The sequence below is a fragment of the Chlorobium sp. genome, assembly GCF_021740465.1.
In the GTDB taxonomy this organism is placed as follows: domain Bacteria; phylum Bacteroidota; class Chlorobiia; order Chlorobiales; family Chlorobiaceae; genus Chlorobium.
This window is the reverse complement of record NZ_JAIOZR010000037.1, coordinates 1-8260: the sequence shown is the minus strand read 5'-3', so window position 1 is coordinate 8260 and position 8260 is coordinate 1. Positions and strand designations below refer to the sequence as shown.

The window sequence follows — 8260 nt, the reverse complement described above, 5'->3', positions numbered from 1 at the left end:
TAGGGGTGCCATATCGGTAGACACAACCCGCCACCCCCCACCTCTTCAAGCTCCGGAGGAGCGCCATAACGGTAACGCCGGGTGTCAACCCGGCGACACATGCGCAAAACCCATATTTATTTTGATGTTCCGGCTCTACCAACATGCCGTCCCTACGGGTTCCCAGGGTTTCACCCTGCGCTACCGACATGCCGCCCCTACGGGGCTGGGAAAAAACCACAAAACCCCATATTTCGGGGGGGCATACACCCTGCGCTACCGGCATGCCGCCCCTACGGGGCTGGGACACCGGCACACCATCTTCATCTTCTCTTCAAACCCCGTTAGGGGTGCCATATCGGTAGACACAACCCGCCACCCCCCACCTCTTCAAGCTCCGGAGGAGCGCCATAACGGTTCCGGCGGGTGGTCAACCCGGCGGCACATGCACAAAACCAATATTTATTTTGATGTTCCGGCTCTACCAACATGCCGCCCCTACGGGGCTGGGACACCGGCACACCATCTTCATCTTCTCTTCAAACCCCGTAGGGGTGCCATATCGGTAGACAGAGCCCGCCATCCCCCACCTCTTCAAGCTCCGGAGGAGCGCCATAACGGTAACGCCGGGTGTCAACCCGGCGTCTGACCACCCCTGCTGCTCTTCAGGCTCCGGCGGAACACCTGGCGGCAATTACCTCGGCAATCTGCACGGCATTGGTTGCCGCACCTTTTCTGAGATTGTCGGCAACAATCCACATGTTCAGGGTCTTCGGGTTCCAGAAGTCACGGCGGATCCTGCCGGCAAACACCTCGTCACGCTCGTATGAGGTAAGCGGCATGGGATAGATGCGGGCCGAAGGATCGTCCTGAAGGATGATGCCGGGAGATGAGGCCAGGAGAGCCCGTACCTCGTCGATATCGAAATCGTTTTCAAACTCTATGTTCAGCGACTCGCCGTGCCCCCCGTAAACGGGAATGCGTACCGTGGTCGGAGAGACCGCCATGGCATCGTCGCCCATGATCTTGCGGGTCTCGTTGACCATTTTCATCTCTTCCTTGGTATAACCGTTATCCGTAAAAACGTCGATCTGGGGAACGGCATTGAAGGCTATCTGGTGGAAATGCGTGAACTGATCCTGCACCTGGCCGGCAAGCTCGCTTTCAAGAGCATCCCGTCCGGCCTTACCCTTTCCGGTAACCGACTGATAGGTGGAAACCACCACCCGTTTCACCCTGTACCGGTCGTGCAGCGGCTTTAGGACGACCACCATCTGGATGGTCGAGCAGTTCGGATTGGCGATAATGCTCTCAGGAGTACCATCGACCCTGAAAATAGCATCGGGATTGACCTCGGGAACCACAAGAGGAATGCCTGGCTCCATACGAAAAGCCGAAGAGTTGTCTATGACTATTGCTCCGGCTTCGGCGGCAACCGGCGCCCACTCCCTGCTGGCCGTCGCTCCTGCCGAAAAAAGGGCGATATCGACATTGCGAAAAATCTCGGACGAAGGAACTGCGATAACGAACTCCCGGTCTTTGAACCGGACAGTCTGGCCGGCGCTTCTCGATGAAGCGAGAGGCACAAGTTCACTGACGGGAAAATTTCTCTCTTCAAGTACCTGGATCATGGTGCGCCCGACAAGTCCGGTTGCACCGAGTACCGCTACACGGTAGCGGGAATCTGAAATGCTCATACTCGCTTATAATGGTTCTTTAATAATTCAGGACAAGTTTTTCCGAATGGTCGTTGAGATACTCCGCATACTCCCTGATGCGCCCCTCCCTTGCGTACCCTTCGCATTCGCCTTCGTAGGCAAGAAGAATTTCGACAACCTGCTCCCATCCCTCTTCGCGGACAATCATGTTGCGAACGGCGGACACCTTCGGCAATCCTTTCAGGTAGGTTGCGTAGTGCCGGCGCATTTCAAGGTTGCCGTATTTTTCGCCCTTGTACTGAACGGAAAGCCTGAGATGCTCTATCGCAGCATGAATCCTCTGTCGGAAATCCGGAGGAGGCGCCGCCGTTCCGCTCTGGATGAGATGTTTCGCCTGGGCGAAAATAAACGGATTGCCGATCGCGCCCCGACCGATCATGATGCCGTCGGCGCCGGTTTCGGCAAACATGGCCACAGCATCCTGGGGCGACCAGATATCACCGTTGGCGATCACGGGAATCGAAGCGTGCCGCTTCGCCTCGGCTATCCAGCTCCAGTCGGCCTTTCCTTTATACATATCGCTGCGGGTACGGCCATGTATGGCGAGCGCCCGGATACCGGCATCTTCGAGCCGGTGCAGCACCTCCACAATGTTGATGGAATCGTGGTCCCAGCCGATCCGGGTTTTGGCCGTTACCGGAATACCAACGCTTTTGACTACGGCCTCGGCTATTGCCTGCATCTTTTCCGGCTCCCTGAGCAGCGCTGCGCCGGCGCCCTTGCCGGCAACCTTTTTTGTTGGGCAGCCGAAATTGATGTCGAGAAAATCGGGACTGAAGGTTTCGGCGACCGCCGCAGCCTCGATCATCGACTCGATTGTGCTGCCGAAAATCTGCACGGCCACCGGGCGTTCGACAGCATCGACATGCAGCTTGCGCATGGTCTTTTCAACTCCCCTGCGCAACGCCTCGGCGCTGATGAACTCGGTATAGACAATATCGGCCCCGCAACGCTTGCAGAGCTGACGGAATGCCCGGTCGGTCACATCCTCCATCGGAGCGAGAATAACGGGACGATCTATGTCTATCGAGCCTATCTTCATCTTCAGCCGTTGATGATTTCCGCCGAACCGGTCATGAGTTCCCTTACCTGCACATAAACCTGCTGGAACAGCGAATGGTCTTCACGCAAGGCTTTCTTTGCCGACTCCCGACCCTGTCCGAGCTTCTCCTGACCGAAACTGAACCAGGAACCGGATTTTTTCACGACGCCGAACTCCACGGCCAGATCGATCAGTTCACCCATCATGGAAATACCCTCTCCATAAAGAATATCGAACTCGGCTGTCTTGAAAGGCGGAGCTACCTTGTTTTTGACGACCTTCACTTTTGTACGGTTGCCGACAATCTCATCGCCATCCTTGATCTGGGCTATCCTGCGGATATCGAGACGCACCGACGAATAAAACTTCAACGCCTTGCCGCCGGTGGTGGTTTCAGGCGAACCGTACATAACCCCTATCTTGTCGCGAAGCTGGTTGATGAAAATACAGACCGCACTCGACTTCGAAATCGCACCGGTAAGCTTGCGCAGGGCCTGGCTCATCAGGCGCGCCTGAAGACCCACGACGCTGTCGCCCATTTCACCCTCGAGTTCCGCCTGGGGAACAAGAGCCGCAACGGAATCCACAACGACAACATCAACCGCACCGCTTCTTACCAGGGTCTCGACAATGCTCAGCGCCTGCTCCCCCGATTCCGGCTGACTGATAAGCAGCGCATTGATATCCACGCCGAGCTTGCGGGCATAACCGGGATCGAAAGCGTGCTCGGCATCGACGATGGCGGCGATGCCCCCCTCTTTCTGGGCCTCGGCGATCACATGCAACGCAAGGGTTGTCTTTCCCGAAGATTCCGGACCGTAGATTTCCGTCACCCTTCCGCGGGGCAAGCCCCCTACGCCAAGCGCAAAATCGAGTGTCATCGAACCCGTCGGAATGGACGAAACCTGCAGAATTGAGGAATCGTCGCCCATACGCATGATGGTGCCCTTGCCGAACTGTTTTTCAAGCGCGTCAACGGCAAGATTGAGCTGCTTGAGCTTTGCGGGATCGACCCCTTCGGAAGTATTTTCTCTATTCTTGGTGTCCATAGTCCTTGCAGTCATAAGATTGAATTAAAACAGCAGCATTCACAGCACTGCGCTCTTCAGGGAATCCTCGAGGGTACGGTAAGTCATGCCAAGTTCCTTTATCGAAAGCGTATTGTCGTATGCAAGTTTTTCGCCGGCCATTCGGGTACTTTCAAAGCTGACGAACGAAGGTCTCCTGAAAAGCATCGACCAGAGTTCCCCGCCAACACCCGCAAGAAACCATGCCGCCTTAGGCATGTTGCGGCAGGGTTTGACGGAATTTCCGGGAATACGCCGTACACCTTCGATGAGTTCGGCAAAGGTACGGTTGTGACCGACAATGATATAGCGCTGCCCGGCTCGCCCCTTCCGCCACGCCTCGGCATGTGCGGCAGCCACATCGCGCACATCCACAAAACCGCTTCCGCCTGCGGGACAGAACGGGAGCTTTCCCTGGTAGATCATCCGAAGAACCTTGTTGGAGGTGCTCACGGAAGCCTTGTTGTCGTGGTCAACGCCTATCACCACACCGGGATTGACCAACACGATATCGAGCCCTTCGGCCGCACCGCGAAGCGCTTCCAGTTCGGCAAGATGCTTCGCCTCCATATAGCCGTTCCTGCGCTGCCACTCCTTGAAGGAGGATGACTCCGAAGCCGGTAACCCATCATCTGAACCGCCCACTGCGGCAATGGAGCTGGTCATGACCAGACGACGCACTTTATGGGCAAGGCAGGCGTTGACAACATTGCGCGTACCGAGCACATTGACATCGTAAAGCCGGTTGCGGAAATACCTGGAATAGGATATGAGTCCTGCACAATGAAAAACCGTATCGACTTCGGCAAAAGCCTCCGTCATGGAAGGCACGTCGAGCAGGTCGGCCCTGACGATCTCGACAGGGAGACAGGAAAGGTATGAGCAGTCCGAAGCATGCCTGGCGAGAACCTTCAGCTGCAGCTGGGCTCCGTAGCGTTCGAGCAGCTCAAGAACAACCTGCGAACCGATATACCCGGATGCCCCGGTAACAAGTATGGATGTCGTGATCATTCAGAGAGAACCGTATCTTTAAATCGTTCCACCGCCTGCATTCAAGCATCCGCCCGGAGGTTTCTTTGAACCGTAATCATGCAACGATATCAAAGAGTTATCTGTTCATAAACATACGAATTAAAACTACATTGCGCTTAATTCCAACCATCACTATCATAAATTTTTCATCGTATGGCCGAAACGAACAAGGCGCAGAAACCGGAATTCCCGCCCGAAGGCATCCTGAGCAGCACCCTCGGCAACGGCCTTCGTGTTGTCACAGATTATGTCCCCTGGGTGCAGAGCGTGACACTGGGAATCCATATCGATGCCGGTTCCCGAGATGACCCGAACAGGAAAGGGGGCATTGCACACTTTCTTGAACATGCGGTTTTCAAGGGAACGAAAAACCGCGACTATATCGAAATTGCCGGAGGAATCGAACGAAACGGAGGCTATCTCGACGCCTGGACCACAAAAGAACAGACCTGCATCTACCTGCGCTGCCTCGACCGCTTCACCGAACCATCTCTCGACCTGCTGGCCGACCTTGTCTGTAACCCGGTATTTCCCCCGGAAGAGATCGAAAAAGAAAAAGAGGTTGTCCAGGAGGAGATCAGCAGCGTAAACGACACTCCCGAAGAGCTGGTTTTCGAGGATTTCGACCGCTACCTCTTCGACCGACACCCGCTCCGGCGCCCGATCCTCGGTACCGAAGAGAGCGTTGCCGGCCTTACGGAAAGCGATCTCAAGGCCTTCATGGCCGACTTCTACCGACCGGAAAAGATGTTTCTTACCGCAACCGGCAACATCCGCCACGAAACGTTCATAAAACTGGCCGAACGCGGCTTCGCAACTCTCTCTTCCGGCAGCAGCCCGGTGCCGGCAAGAGCGGCCTTTCCTCAGAAAAACTACAAGCCGTTCACACGCACCCTGAAAAAAAGAGTACACCAGGCACAGATCGTGCTGGGAACCGTAATCCCCCGCCACGATCCCTCATTCTACCCGCTGATGCTGCTGAACACCATTCTCGGCAACGGAATGAGCTCCATGCTGAACATCGAGCTGCGCGAAAAGCTCGCGCTTGCCTACAGCACCTATTCATCGATCGCGTTCTTTGATGACCTCACTGTTATGAACATCTACGCGGGAACCGACGGAAACAAGATCGAACAGACGCTCGACGTGATCTCCTCGGTACTGAAGAGTCCGGAGCTCGCCGCCCCTCCCGACAGGGAACTGCTTTCGGCAAAATCGAAAGTTCTCGGATCGCTCCTGATGGGTACGGAAAAAATGACCCGCAGGATGTCGCATCTGGCTACCGACCTCTCCTACTTCGGCCGGCACGTCCCGCTTGAGGAAAAAACAGCGGCCATAGAGGCCGTCACCGTAGAGGCTGTCACCGAAGCCGCCCGGAAGGTTCTGGAAGAAACTTCTCTATCCACGCTGGTTTACAAACCCATACGATAACCGAAGCGGCGGCGGACGCTGTTTTAAATCCGATGATTCTTTTGTATCTTTTGAACTTTTAATTTTTGACCATTACACTCACCAACAAACCGAGACTGCCTTGCAAAAGAACATTACGAAAATCAGTGATACCGAACAGGAACTGGAAATAATTCTTTCCTCTGAAGAATTCGGAACGGAATACAATCAGGAACTTGAAGAGGCAAAAAGAACCGTACAGATCAAGGGATTCAGAAAAGGCCATGTTCCGGCAGGTATGATCAAAAAGTTTGTCGGCCCGGCAATCGAGGCCTCCATTGCCGAAAAAATGGCATCGAAGTACTTCTCTGCCATTGCTGATGAAGAAAAAATCAAACCGGCCAGTCGCGCATCCATCGAAAGCTTCAGCTTCGATGACGGCCAGCTCACCATCAAACTCTCCTACGAGATCCACCCGGAATTCGAACTGAAGAGCTTTGAAGGCTACAGCTTCACCCAGGCGCGCTATACCGTCACCGATGAGGATGTCCAGAGAGAGATCAATCTCATCCTCAAAGGGCACGGAACTCTCGTCACGGTCGACGAGCCCGCCTCGGAAACCGATACCGTCATCGGCGACGTCACCAAACTGAATGCCGAAGCTGAACCGGAAGAGGAATCCACAACGGAAAACCACCACTTCAATCTCGAATATCTGCCCGAGGATAACCCGTTCCGCAAGGCCCTTACCGGTAAAAAAGCCGGAGAGAACGCCGATGTGGCAACGGAACCCAAGGACGACGAAACACCGGTACAGCACTACCGTATCGCCGTAAAGGAGATCAAACGGATGGAACTTCCCGAACTCACCGACGACCTTGTAAAGGAGATCTCCGGTCAGCGCTTCGAAAATGCCGGCGATTTTACCGGCGATGTGCGCCTGCAGCTCGAACAGCACTTCACCATGAAAGCCGAAGATGAGCTGCTTGAATCCATTTCGGCAAAACTCATCGAAGAAAACCCGGTATCGGCTCCGAAAGCCATGATCGCATCGTTCGCCAGTATGCTGGTTGAAAACGCAAAACGGCAGATGGGCGGAAACTTTCCCAAAGGATTCGATGCCGGCCAGTTCGCGCAGGCCATGGCGCCCAATGCCGAAAAGCACGCACGCTGGCTTCTGATCAGCCAGAAAATCGCCGAACTCAACAACCTCAGCGTAACCGACGACGACATCAGGGCATTCGCGGAAAAAGAGGCCGAGAAAAACCCGTCGCTGAGCGTCGAACAAGCAATCAGCACCTACATGTCTACCGAATTCAGAGACTACGTCACCGACTCCATTCTCAAGGACAAGGTGTACAACATCATCAAGTCACAGGTCACCATCACCGAAGAGCCGACACCGATCCCGGTGCACCAGGCCTGAGATACTGCCTGACAGGCAATTAAAAAAAGCGGAGGCCCCCCTCCGCTTTTTTTGTTTCCGGGAAAGGAACGAAAAGGGCCTAAAAGACCACCGCCCAGGGTTTCACCCGGCGTCACACGCGCAAAACCCATATTTATTTTGATGTTCCGGCTCTACCAACATGCCGCCCCTACGGCTCCCAGGGTTTCACCCTGCGCTACCGACATGCCGCCCCTACGGGGCTGGGAACACCGACACACCATCTTCATCTTCTCTTCAAACCCCGTAGGGGTGCCATATCGGTAGACACAACCCGCCACCCCCCACCTCTTCAAGCTCCGGAGGAGCGCCATAACGGTAACGCCGGGTGCTCAACCCCGCGACACACGCGCAAAACCAATATTTCGGGGATGCCCCGGCTCTACCGATATATCGTTCCTACGGCTCCCAGGGTTTCACCCTGCGCTACCGACATGCCGTCCCTACGGCCCCAGGGTTTCACCCTGCGCTACCGATATATCGCCCCTACGGGGCTGGGGAAAAACCACAAAACCCATATTGGGGGGCATACACCCGTTCTACCGACATGCCGCCCCTACGGGGCTGGGAACACCGGCACACCATCTTC

At 55.2% G+C, this 8260-nt stretch carries 6 protein-coding genes; 2 read left to right on the top strand and 4 right to left on the bottom strand.

Annotated features, from left to right (window positions below; genetic code table 11):
- Positions 1–644: 644 nt before the first annotated feature.
- From K9G39_RS11070 to K9G39_RS11055, 4 genes are read right to left on the bottom strand one after another with little or no spacing between them, the layout of a single operon-like run.
- A complete protein-coding gene (locus K9G39_RS11070) occupies positions 645–1676 on the bottom strand; it encodes an aspartate-semialdehyde dehydrogenase (protein ID WP_292004987.1) in 1032 nt (343 codons plus the stop codon).
- A 19-nt stretch (positions 1677–1695) separates the two neighbouring features.
- Positions 1696–2739 carry a tRNA dihydrouridine synthase DusB gene (dusB, locus tag K9G39_RS11065; protein ID WP_292004986.1) on the bottom strand — a complete coding sequence of 348 codons (1044 nt, stop codon included), beginning with the start codon at positions 2737–2739 and terminating at the stop codon, positions 1696–1698.
- A 2-nt stretch (positions 2740–2741) separates the two neighbouring features.
- Positions 2742–3788, bottom strand: a complete 1047-nt coding sequence (gene recA / locus K9G39_RS11060; RefSeq protein WP_292004985.1) for a recombinase RecA — start codon at positions 3786–3788, stop codon at positions 2742–2744.
- 39 nt (positions 3789–3827) lie between these two features.
- Positions 3828–4817: an SDR family oxidoreductase gene (locus K9G39_RS11055; RefSeq protein ID WP_292004984.1), complete on the bottom strand. Its 990-nt coding sequence runs from the start codon at positions 4815–4817 to the stop codon at positions 3828–3830.
- Between the two features lie 174 nt (positions 4818–4991).
- Between K9G39_RS11055 and K9G39_RS11050 the strand changes: the two genes are divergently transcribed.
- On the top strand, positions 4992–6269 hold the full coding sequence (locus tag K9G39_RS11050; RefSeq protein WP_292004983.1) for a pitrilysin family protein: 1278 nt from the start codon (positions 4992–4994) through the stop codon (positions 6267–6269).
- 100 nt (positions 6270–6369) lie between these two features.
- Positions 6370–7653, top strand: a complete 1284-nt coding sequence (gene tig, locus K9G39_RS11045) for a trigger factor (RefSeq protein WP_292004982.1) — start codon at positions 6370–6372, stop codon at positions 7651–7653.
- Positions 7654–8260 lie beyond the last annotated feature (607 nt).